Source organism: Niallia sp. FSL W8-1348 (assembly GCF_038006745.1).
GTDB classification, from domain to species: domain Bacteria; phylum Bacillota; class Bacilli; order Bacillales; family Cytobacillaceae; genus Niallia; species Niallia alba.
This window is the reverse complement of record NZ_JBBOVV010000002.1, coordinates 183,668-208,744: the sequence shown is the minus strand read 5'-3', so window position 1 is coordinate 208,744 and position 25,077 is coordinate 183,668. Positions and strand designations below refer to the sequence as shown.

At 35.9% G+C, this 25,077-nt stretch carries 18 protein-coding genes; 3 read left to right on the top strand and 15 right to left on the bottom strand.

The window, feature by feature from the left end:
- Positions 1-80 precede the first annotated feature (80 nt).
- From NST60_RS19440 to gltB, 5 genes are all read right to left on the bottom strand, one after another.
- Positions 81-743 (bottom strand): peptidylprolyl isomerase, encoded by a 663-nt coding sequence (locus NST60_RS19440; protein WP_040343696.1) that lies wholly within the window; start codon positions 741-743, stop codon positions 81-83.
- Positions 744-1,407: 664 nt separating this feature from the next.
- Entirely contained in the window at positions 1,408-3,591 is a 2,184-nt protein-coding gene (locus NST60_RS19435; RefSeq protein ID WP_169188592.1) for an AAA domain-containing protein, read from the bottom strand.
- Positions 3,592-3,692: 101 nt separating this feature from the next.
- Positions 3,693-4,226 carry an HD domain-containing protein gene (locus NST60_RS19430; protein ID WP_101731166.1) on the bottom strand — a complete coding sequence of 178 codons (534 nt, stop codon included), beginning with the start codon at positions 4,224-4,226 and terminating at the stop codon, positions 3,693-3,695.
- Between the two features lie 298 nt (positions 4,227-4,524).
- Entirely contained in the window at positions 4,525-6,018 is a 1,494-nt protein-coding gene (gltD, locus tag NST60_RS19425; RefSeq protein ID WP_341099990.1) for a glutamate synthase small subunit, read from the bottom strand.
- Positions 6,019-6,033: 15 nt separating this feature from the next.
- The gene (gltB, locus tag NST60_RS19420) at positions 6,034-10,587 is read right to left on the bottom strand and encodes a glutamate synthase large subunit (protein WP_341099989.1); all 4,554 of its coding nucleotides are present in this window, start codon (positions 10,585-10,587) and stop codon (positions 6,034-6,036) included.
- Between the two features lie 412 nt (positions 10,588-10,999).
- Between gltB and NST60_RS19415 the strand changes: the two genes are divergently transcribed.
- Entirely contained in the window at positions 11,000-11,902 is a 903-nt protein-coding gene (locus tag NST60_RS19415) for a LysR family transcriptional regulator (protein WP_016203814.1), read from the top strand.
- 63 nt (positions 11,903-11,965) lie between these two features.
- Here the strand turns inward: NST60_RS19415 and pepF are convergent, their stop codons facing one another.
- Together pepF and NST60_RS19405 are read right to left on the bottom strand one after the other, a co-directional pair.
- Positions 11,966-13,756: an oligoendopeptidase F gene (gene pepF / locus NST60_RS19410; protein ID WP_016203813.1), complete on the bottom strand. Its 1,791-nt coding sequence runs from the start codon at positions 13,754-13,756 to the stop codon at positions 11,966-11,968.
- 566 nt (positions 13,757-14,322) lie between these two features.
- Entirely contained in the window at positions 14,323-14,523 is a 201-nt protein-coding gene (locus NST60_RS19405; RefSeq protein ID WP_169188590.1) for an IDEAL domain-containing protein, read from the bottom strand.
- A gap of 300 nt (positions 14,524-14,823) precedes the next feature.
- Between NST60_RS19405 and NST60_RS19400 the strand changes: the two genes are divergently transcribed.
- Positions 14,824-15,657, top strand: a complete 834-nt coding sequence (locus tag NST60_RS19400) for a Cof-type HAD-IIB family hydrolase (RefSeq protein WP_016203811.1) — start codon at positions 14,824-14,826, stop codon at positions 15,655-15,657.
- Positions 15,658-15,926: 269 nt separating this feature from the next.
- Here the strand turns inward: NST60_RS19400 and NST60_RS19395 are convergent, their stop codons facing one another.
- From NST60_RS19395 to NST60_RS19385, 3 genes are all read right to left on the bottom strand, one after another.
- Positions 15,927-16,166, bottom strand: coding sequence for a hypothetical protein (locus NST60_RS19395; RefSeq protein WP_016203810.1), 240 nt, complete (start codon positions 16,164-16,166; stop codon positions 15,927-15,929).
- A gap of 33 nt (positions 16,167-16,199) precedes the next feature.
- Positions 16,200-17,273 carry a branched-chain amino acid aminotransferase gene (locus NST60_RS19390; protein WP_101731169.1) on the bottom strand — a complete coding sequence of 358 codons (1,074 nt, stop codon included), beginning with the start codon at positions 17,271-17,273 and terminating at the stop codon, positions 16,200-16,202.
- 335 nt (positions 17,274-17,608) lie between these two features.
- Entirely contained in the window at positions 17,609-17,740 is a 132-nt protein-coding gene (locus NST60_RS19385) for a hypothetical protein (protein ID WP_263479814.1), read from the bottom strand.
- 363 nt (positions 17,741-18,103) lie between these two features.
- Here NST60_RS19385 and NST60_RS19380 point away from each other — a divergent pair, with 363 nt between their 5' ends.
- Entirely contained in the window at positions 18,104-19,234 is a 1,131-nt protein-coding gene (locus NST60_RS19380; protein ID WP_016203809.1) for a CAP domain-containing protein, read from the top strand.
- A 174-nt stretch (positions 19,235-19,408) separates the two neighbouring features.
- On the opposite strand, the gene NST60_RS19375 is transcribed toward NST60_RS19380, so the two are convergent.
- The 5 genes from NST60_RS19375 to uraH all read right to left on the bottom strand — a co-directional run bounded on the left by NST60_RS19375 (position 19,409) and on the right by uraH (position 25,076).
- A complete protein-coding gene (locus tag NST60_RS19375) occupies positions 19,409-20,320 on the bottom strand; it encodes an AEC family transporter (RefSeq protein ID WP_169188589.1) in 912 nt (303 codons plus the stop codon).
- A 151-nt stretch (positions 20,321-20,471) separates the two neighbouring features.
- Complete coding sequence (locus tag NST60_RS19370) at positions 20,472-21,734, bottom strand: L-lactate MFS transporter (protein ID WP_016203807.1); 1,263 nt, start codon at positions 21,732-21,734, stop codon at positions 20,472-20,474.
- 59 nt (positions 21,735-21,793) lie between these two features.
- On the bottom strand, positions 21,794-22,975 hold the full coding sequence (gene purT / locus NST60_RS19365) for a formate-dependent phosphoribosylglycinamide formyltransferase (protein ID WP_341099988.1): 1,182 nt from the start codon (positions 22,973-22,975) through the stop codon (positions 21,794-21,796).
- A gap of 415 nt (positions 22,976-23,390) precedes the next feature.
- Entirely contained in the window at positions 23,391-24,734 is a 1,344-nt protein-coding gene (locus NST60_RS19360; RefSeq protein WP_040343684.1) for an allantoinase, read from the bottom strand.
- Positions 24,735-25,076 (bottom strand): hydroxyisourate hydrolase, encoded by a 342-nt coding sequence (gene uraH, locus NST60_RS19355; protein WP_016203804.1) that lies wholly within the window; start codon positions 25,074-25,076, stop codon positions 24,735-24,737.
- Position 25,077 lies beyond the last annotated feature (1 nt).

Below are 25,077 nucleotides of genomic sequence, written 5' to 3'. Positions count from 1 at the left end.
CAACATCTCCTTATTTCAAAATCAACTTTTATCATATCATCTTTTGCTAGAGAAAGAAAATATTACGTCCCTATTATCGATTATTCTTTTACTGGTTCCTCATAATCAATTCCTTTTGTATCTACAGTAACTTGTTTCATCTTCATTTCTTTTAATGGCTTATCGTTATTCTCATCTCTATCTGTAGAGACAATTTTATCGACGACATCCATTCCTTCTATTACCTTACCGAACGGTGCGTATTCGCCATCCAAATGAGGTGCATCTGCGACCATAATAAAGAATTGAGATCCGGCTGAATCTGGCATTTGAGATCTTGCCATACTGATAACGCCTCTTTCATGCTTTAAGTCGTTTTCAAAACCATTCTCCGAAAACTCTCCTTTAATAGAATATCCAGGACCACCTGTTCCATTTCCCTTTGGATCGCCACCTTGAATCATAAAATCGGGAATGACGCGATGAAAAATCAGCCCATCATAAAAGCCTTGATTTACTAATGAAATAAAATTATTCACTGTATTTGGCGCTTTATCTGGATAAAGTTCTACTTTAATTTTCGAATCATCCTCCATAATAATAGTAACGATAGGGTATTCGTCTGAGGAAATCGCTTTTCCTTGTGATTTTTCTCCTTCATTTAGTGGTTCCGTGTTCTTCGTTCCACATCCTGAGAGTAATAATAAAAGGATGGATAAACTAAAGAATAGCATCATCCAACCAGTCCGTTTTCTACACACCATGACTTTTCCTCCTATGCTTAGATTCCTCCCTATTTTAGCGAAATCTTCTTTTCTGCACAATAAATAACCTTTAATAAAGAAAGTTAAAAAAGAGGCTGGGACATAAGTATTCCAGCCATAGATAAACCCGAACAACTATCAAAGAATCCTAAATGGTTGTTCGGGTTTTATTAGTTTTATAAAAGGTTGTTTCAGTACAGTTAGTGTTAATATCCGCAGCCTGAATACACTTCGCTTTCCATGGGGCGAGCGCCGAGCCGCTTCGGCCTCTGGCCTGCAGGGTCTCGGACTTTCTCGCAGCTCCCATAGGAGTCTACGTGTATTCAGGCTGCTCCATATTTCCTACTAATTCATTTTTTCTAAAAAAACAATATTTTTTAGGGTATTGCCTTTAAAAACGGAGTGGAATGGAGCGGAAGACACTCGACTCCTGCGGGAAGTAGAGCAAAACCTAAGACCCCACAGGCTTTAGCCGAGGAGGCTTAGGTTGCTCCCCGCGGAAAGCGAGTTTCTGTAGCGCAATGGAACGAATTAGTTTTTACACTTGACTATATTTAAAAACATAAATAACCATTGTATAAAAGAAACCTTTATTTAAGAGATAAATTAGAGATTGTTCGTCTTTACAGATTGGCTATTTAGTTTTGTCCCAGCCTCTTTGTGATTACGTTAAAGATTTTAATAGATAACTAGCTAAATATGGAGAATGAATACGGACTGCAAGGGAAGGTGGCTTGCTTTTATTCACCAATTCTGATGGAAAGCCAAACCAAACTACCTTTTGATCGATAACGACCATGGGAAATGGTATTTCAGAAGTAGATACGATCTTTGCCCGACCGAAAAGCTGCTTCCACTCTTGTGTTAAGATTTCTTTCCGTTGGGGAATGGATAAAAACACCTCGCTTTTTGAGCGCTCCATGTCTTTTTTTAATAATTCTATCCTCTGTCCATGCGTCCAAAATAACTTTGGATTCTTTTTTTGAATCCACTCGCCAATTTGTTGATTAGTTATCACACTATTAACCATTTCCTGATGGTTGACAAGCTGACGAATCGTTTTTCTATTATCAATTGTCGTTTTCATATAATGTCTGTTTACTATATGAATAAATTTTCCTTTAGCCCTACTTATCGCAACATTAATTAAACGCTCACTCTCTTTTCCTGTTAAAAGCATTCCTGGTCGTGAAAGTGGATTACCTTCCACACTATCAAAGATAATTACATCTCTCTCGCTGCCTTGAAAACGATGAACTGTTGCTATTGTTAAGCGCTTTTCTTCGAGTGCTTCAGGGAAAAATTCATATGCCATTGCTTCTACTATTTCAGCTTGAGCTCGATATGGTGTAACATAGCCAATACTAGTTCTTTTCTCACTTAATGCCTCATTGATAACTTGTAAAGCTAGTAAAAGATGCATATAATTCACTCGTGATTTCGAGCCTTTTTCAAAAGTTGCATAAACTCCGAAATGACTAGAATCTAGTAAGACACTTGCGCTCCCCTTGAAAGGTGGTTTGTCAGCAATGGATTTTCTTTTCTTCTCCACGTGCTTATGATCCCCTACCAATGAATGATAGATATATTTATTAGTAAATTCTGAGATGCTTGGATGCATTCGTCTTTGCTCGTTTAGTAGTAAAAGTTGGGGATGCAATGATGAACGATGCACAGTATTTGCTACACCTGTTGCATGAAAGACATCTTCCTTTAACCATTTGTCTACCAATGCATGGCGACTTGATGCAATCGGTGGTAGTTGTTTAAAGTCTCCACATATAATGATTCGTTTTGCAAGGGATGCAGCAAAAGCCACTTGTGGAATATATGCCATGCTGGCTTCATCTAAAATGACTAAATCGTATTCATCTTCATAAATGGCAGGATCTGTCGCTGCTTTGGCTAATGTAGTACCCACAATCTTCGCTTTTTGCATAAATTGTAATTCTCTTTTACGGATTTTTTCCATGACACTTGCCAATCTTTCTTCCATTTCTAACAGCTGAGAAGAATCTCTGACTGTAAACGAACTTGCAAGATCTTGTTTAAGCTTACGTTTTTCTTCGATAAACTGTTGTCTTTGCTTTGCAAGATCCATATCTTTTTTATCAAGCAAAGAGCTAGATGTAATTTGCTCTTGTTCCAGATTGCCATTGCTGTTATTTCCCCCGTATCGCAGGATATCGCCCAGTTTAAAACGGCCTTTTTCTTTTATCGTTGAGGTTATTTCTGTCAGTAGTACATCAACTGCCTGATTACTTTGGGCTAAAAGCAGTATTCTTTTCCCTTTCCAATAACGTTGTAATGCCACTCTTGCAAGTGTGTACGTTTTTCCTGTTCCTGGTGGTCCCCATACAAAAGAGACTTGATTATACTTACATCTAAGCGAAAGCTCATGAACATTATTTTTTAGCTCTTCACTAGGATGCTTAGTTGCTTCGCTAGGATGCATTAATTTTACTATTCTACTAAGCTTCCGTTTATTCTTTTTTATCAAATCAAAGCGAATTTGCAGCTGTTCTAAAAGTTCCCAGGGATCATGGGACAAATAGGCTTCAGCAATATCCTCACCAATCATCTTTTCTAAAATGACTAAAAGGCTCTTACCATCTGCCGATAATACTCGTCCTTTAACTGCCAGAGATCCCCAGTGGATGATTACATTTGAGCCAATGGGAACCTTTAGATTGCCGATACTTTCAAAATAATAGGTATAATCATTTTCTGTATTTAATCGTATCCCATTATATAAAGCAACTTTAGATTGACTATATTTTTTTAAATAATTTATTTCTATTTGCAGCGCTTGTTGCCACTGTTTGATTGTAGTGATAATGTTTGTCATTTTTCACTCTAATTCCTTTTCTTAAAAAATCGATTTTTCTATTATAGCACTTAAAAGAAAAGAAGGATAGAAACAGGAAAATCCAGTTCTCTCCTTCTTGCTTAATTTTTTTCTTCCATTTGTTTTTCTATATATTCATCGATTTTTGTATCTAACCGTTCTAAACTTTTTAATGCGCGTTCTTTTGTTATCTTACGATAGTGATGATGGCCACCAGGCTCCTCGTCCTTCTCATCAGCTAATTTGACTATTTTTTGCAGTGGTGATAGAGTGACCGATCCTCCTGGAATAAAACTATCTGTATGAAAAAGGACCGCTAACGCTATTTCTTTTGCTTTTACAGGATTTTCTCCTAAACGAATTAATAATTTATGCGCTCTTTCCGCACCCTTAATTGGATGAATGTCATTTTGTCTATATAATTTATAATCCCATTTTCCATCTTTATACCAGGTGTAATGACCCATGTCATGTAAAAATCCGGCTTTAGCTGCATTATCGACATCGACATTTGATTCTTTTGCCATTTCAAAAGCATGATAAGCAACTGCCAGAGCATGAGCTAAACCTGATCGGGTAATATATTTTTGGGCAATATGATGGTTATAAATATCAATAAGCTTAACATCTCTCATCTCCGACACTTCCTTTCTTTATAAAAACCTCCCTACAAGAGAGAATTTATTTTCTTATTTGCTTTCTCCTACCCCTATTAAACCGATTAAAAAAGTATTTTTCCTATTATATTATATTTTTTATAAAATGATAATAAAAAACACCTAAATATGCGAATTTACTTGCCTTTTAAGTGAAAAGTGTTTTCTTTAATTAATTTGTTTAGTTTTTAAATTTTTATAATATTTTGAATAGGTTGTGATATGGGAGAGTATACAAAAAGATGTGATCTATCGTCCATCACATCTTTTTGTATTTTTATGCATTTACAGTAGGTAAAATGGAAGCTCCCATTAAGTATTCATCTACTTTTCTAGCAACTTCTCTTCCTTCGTTAATTGCCCACACAATCAAACTTTGGCCTCTTCGTGCATCTCCAGCTGCAAAAACACCTTCAATATTTGTTGTAAAATCACCGTATACTGCAGCAACTTTGCGGTTCGATGTTTCTAGACCAAAATGCTTTAATACAGGTTGTTCTGGTCCTTCAAAGCCGATTGCGATAAAAACTAATTGTGCTGGCCAAATTTTTTCCGTACCTGGAATCTCTTTAAATATAAACGTTCCGTCTTCTTGCTTTACTTTTTCCATCGAAACTGTGTGTAATTCTTTTAATCTTCCATCTTCGTCTTTTACCAGCTTTTTCGTTTGAATGCCATACTGTCTTGGATCTTCGCCAAATTTTTGTTCAGCTTCTTCATACGCATAATCTAAGGTGAAAATATTTGGGGCAGCTGGCCACATATTCTCACTTGTTCGCACAACGCCTAGCTTTGGATGTTTACCAAATTGAACAACGCTTTTGCAGTTTTGACGAAGGGCAGTCGCTACACAATCAGCACCTGTATCACCACCGCCAATAACAATAACATCTTTTCCCGCAGCATCGATGAAGTTTTTGTATTGAAAATTAGAATCTAATAAACTTTTCGTAACGCCAGATAAATAGTCCATTGCAAAGTGAACACCCTCTGCATCTCTGCCTTCCATCACTAAATCCCTTTGTTTTTGAGCACCAGTACATAGAATGACTGCATCATACTTTTCTCTTAACTGTGAAGCTGTTATGTCTTTTCCTACCTCTGTATTGGTAATAAAATCAATACCCTCTTGTGTTAGTAACTTCACTCTTCGCTCTACTTCTTTTTTCTCGATTTTCATATTCGGTATGCCATACATTAATAATCCGCCAGGTCTATCCGCTCTTTCATATACTGTTACAGAATGCCCTGCTTGATTTAATTGATCTGCACTTGCAAGCCCGGCTGGTCCCGATCCAATGATCGCAACTTTCTTTCCTGTTCTCCTTGCAGGAATACGCGGTTGAATCCAGCCGTTTTCAAACCCTTTATTAATAATAGTTCGTTCAATATTTTTAATCGCAACTGCTGGGTCAGATATAGCAACCGTACAAGATCCTTCACATGGAGCTGGACAAGCACTGCCGGTAAACTCAGGAAAGTTATTCGTTTTTAATAATCTCTCTAAGGCTTCTTTCCATCGCCCTCTATAGACTAAATCGTTCCACTCAGGAATTAAGTTATGGATTGGACAACCTGATGTAGTTCCCGCAATTTCCATCCCTATATGGCAGAATGGTGTTGCACAGTCCATACATCGTGCTCCTTGTCTTTGAAGTACCTCATCAGAGAAAGGAGCAGAATATTTTTTAAAATCTTTTAGGCGGGAAAGCGGATTTCTTTCTTCCGCTTCCTCCCGATTAAATTCGATGAATCCAGTTGCTTTCCCCATCCTGTTCTCTCCTTTCTACTGCACTAATACGGTTATTTTATTTGTTTGTTTTTTTTTGTCTTGTTTGGAATTATTCTCAAATGCTTCCATTGCAGCTGCCTCTTCTGACAGGCCGCCTTCCAACCCTTTTTGAATATTTGCAATCATTCGTTTATAGTCTTTCGGAATCACTTTCACAAACTGTTGTACGTATTTATCCCAATTAGCAAGCACTTGTTGAGCTGCTAAACTATCTGTTAGTTCCATATGTTTTTCAAGGAGCCCTTTTATTCTCTCTATTTCTGCTCGTTCTTCTAACATTTCAAAGATAATCATTTCTTTATTGCATAATGCTTTAAATTGTTCAGCATCTTTAGATAATACATAGGCTACTCCACCTGACATACCAGCTGCAAAGTTTTTCCCTACATCTCCTAATATGACCACTTCTCCACCAGTCATATATTCTAAGCCGTGGTCACCTATGCCTTCTACAACTATACTCGCCCCACTGTTACGAACAGCAAATCGCTCTCCTGCTTTTCCGTTAATAAAAGCTTCCCCACTTGTTGCACCGTAAAAAGCCACATTTCCAATAATGACATTATCTTTGGCGTCAAAGGAATTGACAGATGGTGCTTTTGCGACAATTCTTCCGCCTGATAACCCTTTTCCAATATAGTCGTTTGCATCACCGGTTAAATATAAACTCATGCCTTTAGGGATAAAAGCACCAAAGCTTTGGCCTGCTGAACCGGTGAAATGTAAATTAATTGTATTTTCTGGAAGACCTTCTTCCCCATATAGCTTCGATACTTCACTACCTACGATAGTGCCTGTTACGCGATTTGTATTTCTGATTGTATAATGCAAATCCAACATTTCTTTATTAATGATTGCTTTTTGAACGGCTGGAAGAATTTTTTGAATATCTAAGCTTTCATCAATTTTATGATTTTGTGGTGTTTCAAACGTTCTAGGTCCATCCACTTGATATAAAAGCTTCGATAAATCTAAATCTTTTGCTTTCCAATGTGTTTTTGCTTCTTCGCTGACTTTTAGTACATCTGTTCTACCAACCATTTCTTCCACTGTGCGGAATCCTAATTGTGCCATCAGCTCACGTACTTCTTCAGCGACAAAACGCATGAAGTTAACGATATGATCTGGATCGCCAGCAAATTTATAGCGTAATTCTGGATTTTGTGTTGCGATACCTACTGGACATGTATCTAAGTGACAAGCACGCATCATCACACATCCCATAACAATTAGCGGAGCTGTTGCAAAGCCAAATTCTTCTGCTCCCATAAGAGCTGCAAGCACAACGTCTTTCCCTGTCATGAGCTTACCATCAGTTTCCAAAACAACACGATTTCGTAAACCATTTAGCATAAGTGTTTGATGCGCTTCTGCTAAACCTAATTCCCATGGAAGACCCGTATGTTTAATACTTGTTTTAGGTGATGCTCCTGTTCCCCCGTCATATCCACTTACGACGATTACGTCTGCTGCCCCTTTTGCAACGCCAGCAGCAATCGTACCAATACCGCCTTTTGAAACTAATTTAACGGAAATACGTGCATCTCTATTGGCATTTTTCAAATCATGAATTAGTTGAGCCAAATCCTCGATCGAATAAATATCATGATGCGGCGGTGGGGAAATTAATCCTACACCTGGTGTGGAACCACGGACCTCTGCAACCCACGGATATACTTTATTACCTGGTAATTGCCCGCCTTCACCTGGTTTTGCACCTTGCGCCATTTTAATTTGCAATTCTTTGGCGTTAATTAAATAATGACTTTTTACACCGAATCGTCCCGAAGCAATCTGCTTAATATTACTTCTTCTGTTGTCACCATTTTCATCTATCATATAGCGGGATGGATCTTCTCCACCTTCTCCACTGTTACTACTTGCGCCTAATCTGTTCATCGCAATTGCTAATGTTTCATGTGCTTCCTTACTTAACGATCCAAAAGACATTGCACCAGTCTTGAATCGTTTTACAATGGATTCGACTGATTCCACTTCATTAATATCAATCGGCTGTCTAGTAGCATTAAAAGCTAATAAATTTCGTAAAAAACTCATGCTTTCTTCGTTGGCTGCTTCAGAGAATTGTTTGAATAATGAGTAATCCCCTTTTCGACATGCCCATTGTAAAGTATGAATGGTTTTCGGATTAAAGGCATGATGTTCCCCGCCTTTTCTCCATTGAAAGTCACTGCCGGAATCTAGCGTTTCATCAATCGATTCTTGATAGCCTAATTGATGCCTTTTCGATGCCTCTTCTGCAATAGTATTTAAACCAATACCACCAAGCTGTGATACAGTGCCTGTAAAGTATCGATCAATTACTTCTTTACCGATGCCAACAGCTTCAAAAATTTGTGCTCCTCGATAGCTTTGTACAGTAGATATACCCATTTTCGACATTACTTTTACGACACCTTCTGTAATCACTGTATTATATCTTGCTACCGTTTCTTCATATGAAAGGGATAGAATCCCATCTTCTATAGCTTGATTGTAGGTCGCATACACTAAATATGGATTAATCGCATCTGCACCGAAACCAATTAAACTTGCAAAATGATGAACTTCCCTTACTTCTCCAGACTCTACAATAATACTTGCTTTCGTACGAAGTCCTTTTTTAATTAAGTCTTGATGCAATGCACTTACAGCAAGTAAAACCGGAATCGCTTTTTCTTCCTTGTTCATTGTTCGGTCTGATAGGATAAGCAAAGATACACCTTGTGCAATTGCTTCTTCTGCTTTTTCTACGAGAAGATTTAAACTACTTTCTAAGTTATCTGTAAACAAGGCATCTAGAGTTCTTGCCGTGAATTTTGAAGACGTATTGGCTCGTAATTGCTCTACATTACTATTTGATAAAATAGGTGTTTTTAATTGGATTCGATAACAATTACTTGCATCAGGATGTAATAAATCACCTTCGGCTCCTAACCAAGAAAGCGTTGATGTAACTAAGTGTTCCCGAATCGCATCAATCGGCGGGTTAGTAACTTGCGCAAATAGCTGTTTAAAATAGTTAAATAAGGATTGTGGCTTATTAGATAACACGGCTAGTGGTGTATCATTGCCCATTGAGCCAATTGGGTCTTTTCCCTCTAAAACAACTGGAAGCAAATTCTTTTGGACATCTTCATACGTATAGCCAAAAGCTTTTTGTCTTGCAAGTAAATCAGCGAATGTTTCTGCTTTTTCTTCTTTTGTTTCCTCTAATCGAATGACTTCTTCTAACCAATCAGCGTATGGATGCTCGGAAGCAATCGTATTTTTCAATTCCTCATCAGAAACAATACGTCCTTCTTCAAGATCAATTAATAGCATTTTCCCTGGACTTAAACGCTCTTTATAAAGGACATTTTCTTCTTCGACTGGTACAACTCCAACTTCTGAAGAAAATACGATATAGTCATCTTTCGTTACATAATATCTCGCCGGACGTAAGCCATTACGGTCAAGAATAGCACCGATTTGTTTTCCATCTGTGAATGTAATGGCCATTGGACCATCCCAAGGTTCCATTAAGCTACTGTGATACTCATAAAAATCTCTTTTTCCCTTTGTTATATGCGGATTTTCTGTCCAAGGCTCTGGAATCATCATCATTGCTGCATGAGCAGGTGTGCGTCCCGATAAGATAAAGAATTCTAATGCATTATCAAATACAGAAGAATCACTTCCGTTAGCATCCAAAATTGGCAGAACCCTTTGTAAATCCTCTCCAAAAACTTCTGACACAAATTGCTGCTCTCTTGCTTTCATCCAGTTAAAGTTTCCCCGTAATGTATTAATCTCACCGTTATGAATTAAATATCGATTGGGATGCGCTCTTTCCCAGCTAGGAAATGTATTGGTACTAAAGCGAGAGTGGACAATCGCAAAAGCAGATACAAAAGTTGGATCTTGCACATCTAAGTAAAAGCTTTCTACTTGATCAGATGTTAATAATCCTTTATAAACAATCGTGCTGGAAGATAAACTTGCAAAGTAAAATTCTTTTCCTTCCGTTCTACCCCAATTTTCCGCTAATTTGCGGATAATATATAGTTTCCGTTCAAAAGCTAATTTATCTTTGTTTGCTTGATTTGATTGAATGAATACTTGGCGAACAACCGGACAGCTTTTCTGTGCGACTTTTCCGATTTTTCTGAAATCTGTAGGTACAGTTCTCCATCCTAAAAGTTCTTGGCCAACTTCTGCAATATATTCGTTAATTTTTGATTCAATTAAGTCTCTATTAGGATCTTCTTTGGAAAAAAAGATCATACCAACAGCATATTTGCCGCTCTCTGGAAGAGCAATATTTTCTAACTCTTTTCGAAAAAAGGCATCAGGTATTTGCACCATTAAGCCAGCCCCATCTCCAGTTAATGGATCACTTCCTTGCCCGCCACGATGATCCAATTTACAAAGCATACTTAAACCTTTTTTTACAATGTCATGTGTCGCTTCCCCTTTTATATGAGCGTACAGTCCGATTCCACACGCATCATGTTCAAATTCCGGTCTATATAAGCCCTGTGCTTTTTCCATTTGGTTGTACGTCATTTCAACCACCCCTGTCAGATTTTCTAACAACTTTTTCAATTCAGATAATTTAATTATACTATACAAATTCATATGTACAATATATCATTTAGATAGAACTAATCTAAAAATTAGATGATAAAAAGTGCAGGCACTGAGACAAAAACCATACAAACTAGTCAACTAAGTGAACCAAGTTCTGCTACAATGGCACTAACTAAGGCTTAAGGTATTTTTTTGTGTTTACTTATGCCTTGAAAGTTTGTTAGGTGAGACTATTTAAACACAGCAGGATTTAGTTTAATTTTATCCTACTCTTGATGGAGAGTAAGCCCGCTCAAACAAAGGAAAATCGATGAGTGTTGAAGCTCTCCCGTAAAGATCCCATAAGTGCAACTAACCATCATAATTAATAAAAAAGAAGGTCGTTAAAATGGAACTTAGACAATTAAAATACTTTATTGAGGTAGCGGAAAGGGAACATGTTTCAGAGGCTGCTGAACATCTTCATGTTGCTCAATCTGCTGTTAGTCGCCAAATTGCAAATTTAGAAGATGAATTAGGCGTTCAATTATTCGAACGAGAAGGTAGAAACGTAAAATTAACTTCGATTGGAAAAATTTTTTTAACCCATTCTCTTTCCATCATTAAGTCGGTTGATCAAGCTATTGAACAAGTAAATGCCTATTTGGATCCCGAAAGAGGTTCCATTAAAATAGGCTTTCCAACTAGTCTTGCTAGTCATTTGCTGCCAACCGTTATTTCTGCCTTTAAAGAAAAACACCCGCATGTAAAATTTCACTTGAGGCAGGGCTCTTATCATTTTTTAACCGAAGGAGTAAAAAACAGAGATTTAGATTTAGCCTTCTTAGGTCCTGTTCCAACAGACGACTTTTTATTAACGGGAAACATTCTGTTTACAGAAAAAATCTTTGCCTTATTGCCAAGTAACCATGTGTTAAGTGAAAGAAGAGCACTTAGATTACGTGATTTGCGTAATGATCAATTTGTTTTATTTCCAGAAGGGTATATATTGCAAAAAATCGCTTTTGATGCGTGTAAACAAGAAGGGTTTTTACCAAATATAAATGCAGAAGGCGAGGATTTAGATGCGATAAAAGGATTAGTTTCTGCAGGAATGGGTGTGACACTTTTACCAGAAAGTACTTTCTATGACAATGTTCCAAAGTTTACAGTGAAAATTCCAATTGAAGACCCCATTATTAGCCGAACGGTTGGTATTATCGTCCCAAGCAATCGGGAATCTCCTCCATCTGTTCAAACCTTTCGCAGATTTATCATCGACTTTTTTACTATATTAGAAAAATACCAGTAATAAAAGCAACAAGAAGGGTCAAATCTTTTAAAAAAAATTTTGACCCTTCTTTTCACCCGTTTTTTATTTTCCTAAAACTTCCTTCACTAAAGAATGGAAAATAGTAAGTGCATGATCAATTGGTTCTGGTGTAGTCAAATCGACGCCTGTTTTCTTAAGCAGTTCAAGAGGGTAATCAGAACTTCCACTTTTTAAAAAGTTTAAATAGTTTTCTACGTCCTCTTTCTTTCCTTCTAAAAGTTTGTCTGCAATATTAATAGCAGAAGCAAATCCGGTCGCATACTTATATACATAAAATGGTCGATAAAAATGAGGGATCCTCGACCAGCCATACTTCACTTGCTCATCTACTACTAAATCACTCCCATTGTATGCTTTAAATAATTCCTCATAGGTTGTATTGAAAAAATCCAAGGAAAGCGGCAATCCATTCTCAGCTTGCTCATGGACAGTTTTTTCGAATTCACTAAACATTACTTGAGTAAAAAATGTTCCTTTAAAGCTATCGATAAAATGATGTAGTAAATGCTCTCTTTTATCTGGATCTTTTTCTATTTTTAATAAATGCCTAATTAGCAAAACTTCATTAACCGTAGAAGCCACTTCTGCTACAAAAATGCTATATCCTGCACTTATTTGCGGCTGATGCTTGCTACTAAAATAAGAATGCATACCATGCCCACATTCATGAGCTAAAGTAAATAGACTATCTAAATCGTCTCGATGGTTAAGAAGAATATATGGGTGCACACCGTATAAACCTAAATTATATGCACCTGATCGTTTTCCTGGTGTTTCCCGCACATCTAAGTAACGCTTCTCTTTAAAGCTTTTTAATACAGAAATATAGTCTTCCCCTAACGGCTGTAAGGCATCAAGCATTATTTGGAACGCTTTATCGTAGCTGATTTCTTCTTTTGCTGCTTCTCCAACTAGTGGCACACTTAAATCATAGGCATGGAGCTCTTCAATCTGCAGTCGCTCTTTACGAAAATTCATATAGTCATCCAAATAAGGTAAGTTTTTTCTAGTTGTACGAATTAAATTATTGTACACTTCAACAGGAACTTGATCACCGAATAAGCTTTTTTCCAAGGCTGAAGGATAATTTCTTAGCTTTGCCGTTTTTACATTATTTTTTATTGCTGCACTAAAAGTAGCAGCTATCGTATTTTTTAGACCAATATAGGGCTTATAATACGCTAGATAAGCTTCTTTTCTTACTTCTCTATCTTCATTTTCGATTCGTTTCGCATACATTCCCCTTGTTAATTCAACCTTTTCTCCATTGTCATTTGTTACTTCTCCAAAGGTTATATCCGCATTGTTGATCATCCCGAAAACATTGCTAGGAACAGCTAATGATTCCCCGAGTTCTGATAAGATTTCTTCTTTTTCCTTGCTTAAAACATGTTTTTTATAGCGAAAGGATTCCAATAAATCCTTTTCGAAATAAGCTAATCCCTCTTCTTCTTTTATGTATGCTTTTAGTTCTTTTTCATCTAACGATAATAAATAGGGCATAAAAAAGGATGTGGCACTGCTATATTTTTGGCCGACATAACGTGTTTTTTCAATAAGGCTTTGTGCATGGGTATTACGCGTGTCTAAATCTAACAGCAGCATTCCGTATGCGTAAACTTTTCGATAAATAAAACTAACTTCCTCCGATAAAGATAGGTAAGTTAATAAGTTAGCTCCATTGGTAATTTTTCCATTGAATGCTTTAAGCCCATCAATTTTTTCCTTTACCGCTTCTAAATCCTTTTCCCACTCTTCTTCTGATTCATATATATCGCCTAAATTCCACTTTTCAAAAATTGCGACTTCTTCCCTTGTTTTAAATAGTTGCATAAACTTCCTCCCAGTTTTTCTATTGACTGTTTTTGTCTAGTTTGCTGCCTGTAATCTTAGACTAAATAGATTAGACTTTAAGTATATGCAGTAATCATACATAGAATTATCCTTTCGTGTAAAGTAGAAACGTTTCTATCCGCATTTTGGCATTTTCTTGTTAACAATTTTTATAAAGAAATTATATATATAAAGAGTCGTGATATAGAGACTTCCCCTGCGATATTATCATGTTAACTTCAAAGAAAAAGCTTGCTAAACTTCAAGTAACTATGTTATATTAATCAAGCGATGAGCTATATTGAATAAGTCAATGAACGTTATTACGCTATGTGGAGCGTAGTTTATTGCCTCAATACGTAGGATACATTTAAGTATCCCAGAAACTGCCGATAAACTTATGTTTATCGGCAGTTTCTATATTATACAACTTATTATCAATTCCAAATAAAAAGCTATCCTTTTTCACAGGTAAAGACCTCACTAAATTTCTTAGATGAAATATAGTAAGGTCTAACCTTTTAGGATAGCGGTTATGATTATTATTATAATTTTACTATGGTTTATTAAGTAGTTAATTGATTTAACTCTTCCGTTAAGCGATAAAATAATTCTCTGTCACCAGCGATCAATGTTTCATCAATTTGTCTTTTTAGTTCTACTTTTCGAAAATCGTAAAGGGCTTTTTCTAAGACCATTTCAGCAAATAAAGAATCAACAACATTTCCTACAGACTGTTTTGGTGCATTTAATAAATACTTTTCCATTCGAATCAACCCCTTGTTCTTTTTTATAGTATAGCAGTAATTTTCTGATAATTCAAATACTTTTTTGAGGTAATTTATTCCTTTTAAAAAATATAACAAGCTACTTACTTTAACAAGTTCCCATCATTAAGGATTATAAACATAAAATAAAGAAATCTTCCCATCATTGGTGATTTTCTTTATTGAAATTATGAATTCAGCAAGAAATCCTGCTGTCGCAAACTCCGTTATTATTTTGATATTGGCTATTTCCAAATTTTCATGTATTCTTGATAGAGATTAAGAAAGGGGAAAATAGAAATGGCCTATAAAATGATCGTATTAGATATGGATGATACATTATTAACAGATGAACATATAATTTCTGAAGCAACAAAAAAAGCACTTATGCTTGCCCAAGAACATGGTGTAAAGGTAGTTCTTGCATCGGGAAGACCAACATATGCCATGCAGGAAGCTGCAAAAGAGCTAAAGCTTGCGGAATATGGTAGTTTTATTCTTTCATTCAATGGAGCGAAGATAATAAATTGTAAAACGGGTGAAGAACTGTTTAGCAGCACACTTGCTCCAAAAACCGTTCATCAGCTTTTTGATTTAAGCGAAAGAGAAAATGTATGGATTCATACGTATATGGAAGATGAAATCATTACACAACAAAATAATCCATTCACGGAAATCGAAGCACAAATAACAGGATTACCTATAAAAACAGTCGCAGATTTCAAGGAAACTGTTTCTTCTCCTGTTGTAAAGGTATTGATGGTAAAAGAAGAGGATCACTTAAAAGTAGTAGAAGCTAAATTACAAGCAGAGTTAGCAGAACATTTAAGTGTGATGCGCTCCAAGCCATTCTTCCTTGAGTTTACTGAATTAGGAGTTACAAAAGGGACAAGTCTAGCGTTTCTTATCGAAAAGCTTGGCATTACTAGAGAAGAAGTTATTGCCATCGGGGATAGCTATAATGATGTTGCAATGATTGAATTTGCAGGTCTCGGCGTAGCAATGGGTAATGCGCCAGATGATGTGAAGGAACTTGCAAATTTTGTCACAGATACGAATAATAACGATGGAGTTGCTAAAGTTATCAATACATTTATTTTAGAGCCTTTAGCTGCTGCTAAGCAATTAAACTAAGAAAGAAGCTGGGACATAACAAAATATATAATGCGTACAGACGAAGCCGAAGTGGCTTGGCGCTCGCACCATGGAAAGCGAAGTGTATTCAGTCTGCGGGTGATCAGCCCAAACCTTTTTTCTTAAAATGAATAAACCCCAAACAGTTATACGAATCTTTCTTTGCATGTACGTATAATCGTTCGGGGTTATTTGGTTAAAAATACTATGTCCAGCACTTTTCTTATATAGATTATCTAATTATTATCGTGCAATATGAAAAAGGGTTTTTATTCTTCCTCATCAGGATCATTAAAGACTTTAATCGTTTTAAAAGCCAAATTTATTTTAAAGTGAAGATTCCAATTACTGCGAAGAACCTCTATCTCATGGTCTTGAACAGAAACACATAAGACAACGTCCCCATCCCAATCCATTAATACATATTCGTTTTGGTTAGAGAAAAGTTTATAGTCTTTATGTGCTATTAAATTCCATCCAAAATTTAGCGTGTGGCTTTTATTCGCCATTAAGATGCTCCTTTATTTTCCTTGGAAAAGGAATTATTTCACTTCAACGGTCCATCCAAATGGATCTTCTTGTCTTCCATTTTGGATGTTAGTGATCGTATCATATAATTTTGTTGCTAATTCGCCTGTTTCTCCGTTATTAAGAACAATTTTTTCTTCATTCCAGAAAAATTCACCTATTGGAGAAATAACGGCTGCTGTACCAGTACCAAATGCTTCTTCTAATTCACCTTTTTTATGAGCTTCGAATATTTCTGCAATCGTAACTTTTCTTTCCGTTACAGGAATATTCCAATATTGTAGCAACTCCATAATACTGCTTCTTGTTACACCTTCTAAAATACTGCCATTTAATTGTGGGGTTACTACTTCTCCATTAATTTTGAAGAATACGTTCATTGCCCCTACTTCTTCAATATATTTCTTTTCCACGCCATCTAACCAAAGAACTTGAGAGTAGCCTTTTTCTGTCGCAATTTGCTGTGCTTTTAAGCTTGCGGCATAGTTACCAGCCGTTTTTGCTGAACCAGTACCACCAGCAACAGCGCGTACATATTCATTTTCTACAAAGATTTTTACAGGCTTAACACCTTCTTTATAATACGAACCTACAGGAGATAAAATGATCATAAATTTGTAGCTAATAGATGCTGCCACTCCTAAAAATGGTTGAGTGGAAATAATAAATGGTCTTATGTATAAAGAAGTTCCTTCCCCATTTGGAATCCATTCTTTGTCGATATTAATTAATTGTTTTAATGCATTTAATGCAAACTCTTCATCTATTTCTGGAATACAAAGTCTGTCATTTGATTTATTTAAACGCTCCATATTCTTTTCTGGTCTAAATAAAAGGACTTTTCCTTCTTTTGTTAAATAAGCTTTTAATCCTTCAAAAACTGCTTGGCCATAGTGGAAAATAACAGAAGCAGGATCTAAAGTAATTGGTTGGTAAGGAAGAATTTGTGCATCATGCCATCCTTTATCGACTGAATAATCCATCATAAACATATGGTCAGTGAACACTTTACCAAATACTAATGTAGAAGGATCCGGTTTTGGTTTCTTTTCTTTTGCTAATGTTACAGTGATTGTTTGTTCTGTCACGTTCCATTCTCCTTATCTTAAACATTATTTCTATTTATTATAACGCAAAGTTCTGATAGAGAAAGCAGTTTTAGTAAAAAGTTATAAAATATTTTTGAGAAACATCGATATCATCTGTTTCTATCGGCAAAATAAAGATAACTTCTATCAATCGGTGTTTTTCTTCATCCCCTACAGACGGTTAGTTGCACTTATCGGACCTTTCCAGGCAGTTATCCCTCACGTAGCTTTCTAGATTTTCCGCAGCTTAAGCTTAGCGGATTACTGCCCATTAAGAGTGGGATAACACAAAAAAACAACCATAATCTACACGAATGTACATTTGGTTGCCTATACTAATTCCAATGCTTTGTTTCTTCTAATAGTTCATCAATCTCTATGTCGATTAAATTCCAAGTGGATATATCTTGCTCTAAATCGGTTGTATTTGTTAAAATTTCGTCGATGTCGGTTCTAATTAAATGCATGATAGCCTCCTTTAAAACCGTTTAATTCTGTCTAGAGTTTATGTTAAATAGCATTTTCCATGATGGAAACGGTTATGTATATTATAGCAGTATTAACGTTTACATATAATAAAGATGCTTTACAAATTGATTACATGTTCGGTACAAAACAATGAAAAACATAATTAGAAGGAGATATTGCCAGAACATGATATAATTATAACTTATTAATATTGATGCTGTTTTATATTATAGGTATAAAGGGAAAGTAGTTAAAATACAGCGATATTCGTTACTTTTGGTCTATCTATATTAATAACCTTATTTGCTTGATTTATTCGTATTTTATTTGGTTATAATGGGTAGACAACGGGAGGTTTTAAAATGACAAAACTATTAAAATGGGTTATTACCATTCTGATCATATACGGAGCTTATAATTTTTATTTTAAAGAGAGCAAAAATAATGCAGTAACTGAACAATCTCCTACGTTAGAAAATAGTATCAATCAAAATTCAATTACTTCCTTTATTCAATCAGTTACAAAGGAATTAGGTAATTTAAAATCGCTCTTTAATGACGCTCAAGATATTCTTCCTGACTGGAATGTAGAAGAAAATGCTGAAGAAATAGCAAAACCAGAGTTAGTCACACCAAAGGATCATCCTTTTTCGATCTATAATATTTCTCTTGGGGATAATAAACAGGCAGTTGAAAAAACGCTTGGTAGCCCCCAACGAGTAACTACTAATGAATATGGAATCTCCTGGTTTACGTATCATCATAATTATCAAAATTTTGTTATGATAGGCTATGACGAAAATAATCAAGTAGCTGCCTTATATACAAATCAAGATTTAATCGCTTCTACTAACGGCATTAAAAAGGGAACAGAAAAAGCAAAAGTGTTAGAAACATTAGGAGAACCGCTAACAGAATTAAGAAAAGGGCTTGTTTCTTACAAAATGACGAATGACAGAGATTATGAGATGTTCTCGCTTGATGGTTCCTATGTTACAGTATTTTTTGATAAACATGAGAATAACACAGTAACTGCCCTTCAAATCGTAAGTTCTTCTATAGAAGAAAATCGGAAGGATTTTTATGTGGATGGCAGTGAGGAACTGAAAGAAGGATTTGAATACCAATTATTTGATTTGACAAATGCGAGTCGAGTTAATAACCATTTAAAGCCTTTATCATGGGATGAAGCAGTCAAAGAAACAGCCCGCAAGCATAGTTTAGATATGGCGGAAAATAATTATTTTAGTCATACTAATTTAGAAGGTGAGTCTCCGTTTGACCGGATGCTGAACGATGGCATTCGATATAGCATGGCAGGAGAAAATTTAGCCTACGGACAGAATAGCAGTATATTTGCCCATGAAGGCTTAATGAACTCCATGGGTCATCGGGAAAATATTCTCCAAAAAGATTTTGCCTTCCTAGGCATAGGAGTCGCCTTCAATAACAATGCTCAACCATACTATACAGAAAACTTTCTTACAAAATAAAACCAACCGGTCTATTCGACTTGGTTGGTTTTTCTTCTATTCTTTCATTTAATATTTAAAAATAAACGGTTAATTCAAACAGAATGTGCGAGGCTAATGTAGAATAAAATGTTCCATCTCGCTCATCGAAAAGTGAGCATCCCGAGTGAATTCATCCTTATTTGAAAATGCACTTTACACAATTAAATTACCAATCATCCAAATTAAGAAAAAACTAATCACAATCGATAAATTGGCAGCAGTTCCGACAAAATGTTGATTATATTTAAACTCCACACTATATGGAAGAACACTTGATGCCATCGGTAAAATTAAACCAATCAAGATCGTATAACGAAACATATCTTCTGCTGGCCATAAAAGATAAGCAAGTATCCCTAAAAATAAGCCAGTACCATATCGAATCCCAAGTACTCTTCCAATCCCCTTCCAATGCTTCTTTTCAAAAGAAAAATTCAAATAAATACCAAGTAGCAATAAAGATAGTGGCATATTTGCCTTTGAAATAGTGGACGTTACTTCAATCACCTGATGTGGCATATGAATACCAGTTATATTAATGAAGAAAATAAAAACATAGGTCATTAACGGAATGGACTTTCCTAATTTTCCTACTACCTGCTTCGTTGTCATTACTGTCCCTTCTTGTGAATAATAGCTACCAATTAAATAGCTAATCCCAAAGGTAACGAGTGCATTTCCAATATCAAACATGCCAAAATATTTAATCCCTTCAGCACCCCAAATCCCTTGAACTAAAGGATAGGCAAAGATACCAATATTAAATCCTGGAATAAGCATGCCTAGCATCCCTTTTTCCTTGTTTGCTTCCTTTCGAAATAAAAAAAGGCCAATAATCGAAATAAGAACTCCATAAAATAACCCTAAAAATACTAATATAAGCAATGACTTTTCAATAATCACGTTATGTAAGGTAGAGATAATCAAGCACGGTAGAGTGATATTAAAGATTATTCGTGCTAACCCTTCCCCATCCTTTTCTTTAATAATATTTCTCTGTTTAAAGAAATAACCAATTGCAATGATAATCACTGAATAAAAAAATTGGGTATTGAAATTTTCCATTTCTCTAAATTCCCCTAACTATGCAACAAATTTCCAATGAAACTACTATACTACTAATCAGAATGCTTGCAAAGGCTTAGACGGAAAAAAACTTGATACGAGATAAGAAAATTTCTTATCCATCGTATCAAGTTCTAGTTAAAACGTCATTTTAAAAACTACTGCTTTCTGTTACTGTTTTATTTAGTTCTTTTAATCTACGAATATCTAAACGAATTAACAAAGAAACAGCTAGTGATACAATAAAAAGACACGAAAATACCAGTAATGTTCCTTGATAGCTTCCTGTAGTATCCCGAATCCATGACACAATGCTAGGTCCTGCAACACCTGCTGCTGACCAAGCAGTAAGAATATAGCCATGAATAGCACCTAACTGCTTTGTTCCAAATAAATCACCAATATAGGCAGGAATTGATGCAAATCCTCCACCATAGCAGGACATAATAATAAATACGATGATAGAAAAAGCGATATAATGATGTAAATGCGGCAGAGCAAAGAATGCTACTACTTGGATTGCGAAAAACAAGGTATAGACATTTGGTCTGCCAATATAATCAGAAATGGTTGCCCATGCAATTCTACCAAACCCGTTAAATACACCCATAATCCCTACTAGTGTCGCAGCACCAGCTACGGATAATCCTGCTAATTCCTGCCCCATTGGAGAAGCGACTGCAAGGATGGCAATTCCACAAGTGATATTGATAAACAACATAATCCATAATGCCCAAAATCTTTTTGTTTTTACCGCTTCATTTGCAGTTAATTGGGATAAATCTTCTTTTACCTTGATTTGACCAGTTTCCATCGATTGTTTAAATCCAATTGGCATGTACCCTTTAGGTGGTGCCTCTAAATATTGTGCAGAACATAAAATGATTACAAAATAGATTGCACCTAGAATATAGAAAGTATTCGATATACCTACTGTATTAATCAAATGATTCATAACAGGGCTGCTTATCATAGAAGCAAATCCGAATCCCATAATTGCTAGCCCTGTTGCTAATCCTCTACGATCGGGAAACCACTTAACCAGCGTTGATACAGGTGTAATATAGCCAACTCCTAATCCGATTCCGCCAAACATACCATAAGTGATATAAAGTAGAGGTAAAGATTCAATACTGGTGGCAAATCCAGCACCTACCATTCCTAATCCAAACAAAACAGCAGAAAGCCTACCTGAAGCACGAGGACCATATTTTTCAACAAAATGACCGAGAAATGCTGCTGATAAACCTAAAAATAAAATAGCGATACTAAACGTCCAAGAAATACTAGTTAAGCTCCAGTTGTATTGAGATTCAAGCGGTTTTGTAAACACACTCCATGCATATACAGATCCAATTGAAATATGAATACCAACTGCAGATAAAGCGATTAGCCAACGATTTTTTGTTTTCATTTTTGTTATACCCCTAATATGTTATTTGCCGATCATTAATAATTAATTAGTTAATAGAGTTATAGCTTATAATCAATAGCTAGTAATTCCGCTGCTTTTCGGACACCATCTAATGCTAATTCAACGGTTTCATTTGTATGCAATACTACTGCCATTCTTCTTCCCTTTGTCGTCTTTGGTTTACCGAATACACGGACTTGTGTGTTTTCAACAGATAAAGCTTCTTTTATTCCAGTTATGGAGTATGTTTCACTTTCTTTTATTGCTTTTAATGTCTTACTCGCACCAGGAGCATGCAATTTCACACCTGTAACAGGGTAACCGAGAATCGCTCTTACATGTAAAGCAAATTCGGAAAGATCTTGTGTTATCATTGTTACCATCCCTGTATCGTGAGGTCTAGGGGAAACTTCACTAAAATAGACACCGTTCGCTGTTAAAAATAATTCCACACCAAATAGTCCATATCCACCTAAGCTATCCGTTATTTTCTTAGCAATCTCTTCTGCCTCAGCCAGTTGTTCATCTGACATAAAATGAGGTTGCCAAGATTCAATATAATCCCCATCTTTTTGTATATGTCCAATGGGAGGACAGTAAGTTGTGCCATTAACCGAACGGACTGTCAAAAGGGTTATTTCTGATTCAAATACAATAAACTCTTCTATAATTACTCGTGTTTTTTTCCCTCTTTCGCCATTGACTGCTTCCTGCCATGATGCTTCGATTTCATCCACACTTCGGCAAATACTTTGCCCTTTACCAGATGAACTCATAACCGGCTTAATGACACAAGGAAATCCAATAGTATGTACTGCTTCTTCCAGTTCTTCTATGCTATTTGCAAAGGCATACTTTGCTGTAGGCAAGTTCAATGTCTCGCTTGCCAATCTTCTAATTCCTTCGCGGTCCATCGTTAAATATGTAGCATGGGCAGTTGGAACTACTGTATAGCCCTCTTTTTCTAAATCTAGTAGTGTCTTCGTTGCAATCGCCTCAATTTCAGGAACAATATAATCAGGCTTTTCCTTTTCGATAACCGCTCTTAATTGGTCACCATCAAGCATATCTATTGTGTAAGAACGATGTGCAACATGACTCGCTGGCGCATGGTCATATCGATCAACAGCAATCGTTTCGACACCTAAACGCTGTGCCTCAATGATAACTTCCTTCCCTAACTCTCCAGAACCTAAAACAATGATTTTTTTTGCTTGTGAAGTATTTGGTGCTCCTACCATGATGCCACTCCCCCTAAATAATAAATTATTCCTTTATTCAGCATAATAACGTAAAATTATTGTCTATTCAAGCATTTTTTTCTTAATTTCCGAACATTAAGAGGTTGAACGTTATAATAATTCGGTTTTATTCCGTCGGAAAAATCGCTTACTTTTAATAATTCAACTTTTTTATTTAGAGTAAGCACAAAAAAAGCATTAGAAATTTCCAATGCTTTTCAAGCGTAACCTAAAGTGAAACTTCCATCAGTAGGGTTTTCCTTCCTCTTCCACTGATGGTTAGTTGAACGAATCGGACCTTTACGGACAGTTGATCTCCCTCATATTCTCATAAACTTTGAGGTGGGAGTCTTACTGTCCGTTAAGAGTGGGATAAAGAAAGCTTTCGAGGGAGTACTTCATTAAAGATATTTTTTTATTTTGGGCTAGATATCTTATTACCCTTAAGAGTTGAATAAACGATTTGACCTTGACTTATCGTTGCTTTTACTCGTCCACGAAATGTTTTTCCAATATAAGGACTTAACTTATTTTTATAATATAAATCTTCTTTTTGTAAGGTAAACTGTTCATTTAAATCAACGATTGCTATATCACCATCACTCCCTATGGAAAAACTACCTTTATTAGGAAATATTCCAAATCTTTTTGCTGGATTAGCACTTGTGATTTTTGCAATCATTTCTAACGGTATACCTCTTTTCCAATAGCCTTCTTCTAATAAAACAGATAGAGTCGTTTGGCATCCTGAAATTCCTCCCCACGCCTCTAATAGAGTCCCTTCTTTCATAGAAACCAGTGACGGGGAATGATCTGAACCAATCACATCTATTTCCCCCTTACCAATCGCCGCCCAAAGGTTATCTATTTCCTGTTTAGTTCGTAATGGTGGAGCACATTTTGCAACCGAACCAAGTTTCTCTAAGTCATTTACTGTTAGCGATAAATAGTGTGGACAAGTTTCCACACTTATATCTACTCCTTTTGCTTTAGCTGCTAATATCGGTTTCAAAACCTTGGAGCTACTTATATGAACGATATGTACTTTACATTTTGTTACTTCTGCATAAGCGATAATACGTTGAACTGCTTCTATTTCAGAGTAAATTGGTCTCGCATTTGCAAAGGCTAAAGCAGAATGATCCCTTCGACTAATAATCTCCTCACTCAAAAAACTGGTGATTGTATCACTTTCAGCATGTACTGCTAAAATACTTTGTAGTTCGGCGATTTTTTTCATAGATTGCAGTAAAGTCCGGTCATCTGAGAATTGAAAATCTTCTATTCCGCTATTGGACATAAAAGCTTTAAAGCCAATCACCCCACATTGGTAAAGTTTTTCTAGTTCGTCTAGATTACCAGGTACCACTCCACCCCATAATCGATAATCAATAAGTGATTTTTCTTTGGCAAGCGCATCTTTTTGTAGAAATGCCTCCTTCGTTGTAGTGGGAGGATGACTGTTTAATGGCATATCAAAGAATAAGGTTGATCCACCAGCTGCTAAACTTTTACTTCCCGTCTTAAAGCCTTCCCATTCACTTCTTCCAGGTTCATTGAAATGCACGTGGGTGTCAATAACACCGGGAAATAAATATAGTCCATCTGCATCTATGCTGTGTTTTCCTTGGTTTGGCATAATATGTGCATCAATTTCTACTATTTTCCCTTCTTTTATCCCTACATTAGCTTTTATTTGCTTTTCCTCATTAACAATCATTCCATTTTTGATTACTAAATCATATTCCCACAAATTCATTCAACTCCCTCGATAGGTTTGATATCCCCAGCCAGATAATAATAAAGGAATGTGATAATGCACTTGTGTTTTGTCTGTATAGAAACGAATCGGAATCGAAGTTAAAAAATTATTTTTACCTTCTGCTCTTTGAAAATACTCTTTAACCAAAAATACTAATTCATATTCCCCATCTTCCACTTTTTCTAATAATACAGTCTCTACTCTGCCATCCTCATTTGTTAGTCCGTTTGCTATAAATGTTCTAGTCGAATTTGTTATTTCCCATAACTCTACTTTAATTCCAGCACCTGGTTTTCCTTGAGTTAAATCCAAAACATGGGTTGTAATTCCTGTTTTCATC

What these genes read in the sequence shown, in the direction of transcription:
- uraH (WP_016203804.1), bottom strand. Translation starts at nt 25,076, where the DNA reads ATGAAAACAGGAATTACAACCCATGTTTTGGATTTAACTCAAGGAAAA.
- NST60_RS19440 (WP_040343696.1), bottom strand. Translation starts at nt 743, where the DNA reads ATGGTGTGTAGAAAACGGACTGGTTGGATGATGCTATTCTTTAGTTTA.
- pepF (WP_016203813.1), bottom strand. Translation starts at nt 13,756, where the DNA reads ATGCAACTATTTAAAACAAGGGAAGAAGTCGCAATTTTTGAAAAGTGG.
- NST60_RS19435 (WP_169188592.1), bottom strand. Translation starts at nt 3,591, where the DNA reads ATGACAAACATTATCACTACAATCAAACAGTGGCAACAAGCGCTGCAA.
- NST60_RS19370 (WP_016203807.1), bottom strand. Translation starts at nt 21,734, where the DNA reads ATGAAAACAAAAAATCGTTGGCTAATCGCTTTATCTGCAGTTGGTATT.
- NST60_RS19375 (WP_169188589.1), bottom strand. Translation starts at nt 20,320, where the DNA reads ATGGAAAATTTCAATACCCAATTTTTTTATTCAGTGATTATCATTGCA.
- gltB (WP_341099989.1), bottom strand. Translation starts at nt 10,587, where the DNA reads ATGACGTACAACCAAATGGAAAAAGCACAGGGCTTATATAGACCGGAA.
- purT (WP_341099988.1), bottom strand. Translation starts at nt 22,975, where the DNA reads ATGGTAGGAGCACCAAATACTTCACAAGCAAAAAAAATCATTGTTTTA.
- NST60_RS19400 (WP_016203811.1), top strand. Translation starts at nt 14,824, where the DNA reads ATGGCCTATAAAATGATCGTATTAGATATGGATGATACATTATTAACA.
- NST60_RS19430 (WP_101731166.1), bottom strand. Translation starts at nt 4,226, where the DNA reads ATGAGAGATGTTAAGCTTATTGATATTTATAACCATCATATTGCCCAA.
- NST60_RS19415 (WP_016203814.1), top strand. Translation starts at nt 11,000, where the DNA reads ATGGAACTTAGACAATTAAAATACTTTATTGAGGTAGCGGAAAGGGAA.
- NST60_RS19380 (WP_016203809.1), top strand. Translation starts at nt 18,104, where the DNA reads ATGACAAAACTATTAAAATGGGTTATTACCATTCTGATCATATACGGA.
- NST60_RS19360 (WP_040343684.1), bottom strand. Translation starts at nt 24,734, where the DNA reads ATGAATTTGTGGGAATATGATTTAGTAATCAAAAATGGAATGATTGTT.
- NST60_RS19405 (WP_169188590.1), bottom strand. Translation starts at nt 14,523, where the DNA reads ATGGAAAAGTATTTATTAAATGCACCAAAACAGTCTGTAGGAAATGTT.
- NST60_RS19385 (WP_263479814.1), bottom strand. Translation starts at nt 17,740, where the DNA reads ATGCATTTAATTAGAACCGACATCGACGAAATTTTAACAAATACAACC.
- NST60_RS19395 (WP_016203810.1), bottom strand. Translation starts at nt 16,166, where the DNA reads ATGGCGAATAAAAGCCACACGCTAAATTTTGGATGGAATTTAATAGCA.
- gltD (WP_341099990.1), bottom strand. Translation starts at nt 6,018, where the DNA reads ATGGGGAAAGCAACTGGATTCATCGAATTTAATCGGGAGGAAGCGGAA.